Here is a 1,728-nt window from a genome sequence, read left to right as displayed (position 1 = left end):
AAGAAGAAAAAGATAAGAAGAAAAAGACAAGAAGAAAAAGATAAGAAGAAAAAGACAAGAAGAAAAAGATAAGAAGAAAAAGATAAGAAGAAAAAGATAAGAAATAAAAGATAAGAAATAAAAGATAAGAAGTAAAAGATAAGAAGTAAAAGACAATAAATCAAAAATAAGAAGGAACCTATTAAGTTTTGAAAGAGTAAATATGTGAAATAGAATAGGTAACAGAGATTTCAGTTATCATTCAGTTACTGTAAAGAAATTAATGTTGCCTTGAAATAAAGGATAGTTGTTCTAAAAAGAGCAAAAGATATTGACAGTAATCAGTAATTTGGGAAAAAAAGGTGAAATCTTGATGTCATTACAGTCACATATCCAACAATCAACTACTAAATAGAACTCATTAACTTATAAAAACGAAATCTTAAACAAACGAAAGGTACTAAAAGTGAAAGAAAGAGAGGAACGATGATGATAAGAGCAGATTTGCATATGCATACTACCATATCAGATGGAAGTGATAGTATCCAAACACTCGTACAAAAGTGCAAACAGAACGGATTGACACATATTGCCATAACTAATCACGATGATTTGGACGGATATGAAGAAATACAATATTATACGAAAAACTTAGGAATTCAGACGGTGAAAAGTCTTGAGATAACTACCGTTGACAGTGAAACAGGAACAAAAGCGCACCTTCTCGGATATCGGATACAGGATGAAATGCCTATTCGTCGTTTGACAGATGCTATGTTGCAACGTAGGCACAACAACGCTTTGGAGCAGATTAAACGATTACAGAACGAAGGTTATGAGATTGATGTGGAAGAATTAAAACAACATGTGTATAAAATCATTTACAAACAGAACTTGATTCAGTATCTTGTGGAGAAAGGAATTGCAGATGGAATATACGGAACTTTTTATCAGAACTATTTTTCAAAAGGAAAACTATGTGATATCAGACCAACTGACATAGAGTTGAGAGATGCAATTGTTGCCATCAAACAAGCAGGAGGGTTTGCGGTATTGGCTCATCCTGCGCAACAAAACAACTACCACTTACTTCCAATGCTATGTGAATTGGGATTGGATGGGATAGAGTATCGACATCCTTCCAATGATGAAAATGCGAAACAAAAAATTTTGGAACTCTCAAAACAATACAATCTGTTTTTGACGGGAGGAAGCGACTATCATGGAACAAACAACAAAAAACCGGTAAATGTCGGAGATTATCTCTCTACAGAAGAGGCAGTGAGGAAGATATTTTGTATGGAATAGGCCATGTGTAGTGGAAGAACCATTTTGTAGGAAATTATCAGATTTTTAGTGATGAAATGTAAGAAAGTTCTATAAGATTGGATATGACTGTTTGAATCCATAATCATTTTGATTAATAAAACACATTATTCAATCGTTCGTTGCTTGAAACAACTTTATGGCAGGCAAGAGATAGAGAAGAAGATAGAAAATATAGTAAAGATATAGAATAATTTTAGAGGTCGATAGTTCAGTATTAAACTAAAAATAATGTACAAAAAATAGCTTGCGAATGATATAATTAAAATATAAAAGATATTGATGGTTTTTTTGTATTGTGGTTGGAAAAACTTATGTAGTTAGAAGGAAAGGAGAATTAGAGATGATTACAAAGAGCTTCGAAAGAAAATTAGAAAAACTTGGTGCATTTGAAATTAGCTTTGATATGTTGAAATTATCAGA

At 32.0% G+C, this 1,728-nt stretch carries 1 protein-coding gene; it reads left to right on the top strand.

Going from position 1 to position 1,728, the window contains the following annotated elements; all coding sequences use genetic code 11:
* Positions 1 to 468 precede the first annotated feature (468 nt).
* Positions 469 to 1,287: a PHP domain-containing protein gene (locus ACO5GE_RS00490; RefSeq protein ID WP_484828960.1), complete on the top strand. Its 819-nt coding sequence runs from the start codon at positions 469 to 471 to the stop codon at positions 1,285 to 1,287.
* Positions 1,288 to 1,728 lie beyond the last annotated feature (441 nt).

The organism is Filifactor sp. (assembly GCF_057248345.1).
The sequence above is the reverse complement of the archived record's forward strand: the minus strand, read 5'-3'. Positions and strand labels throughout refer to the sequence as shown.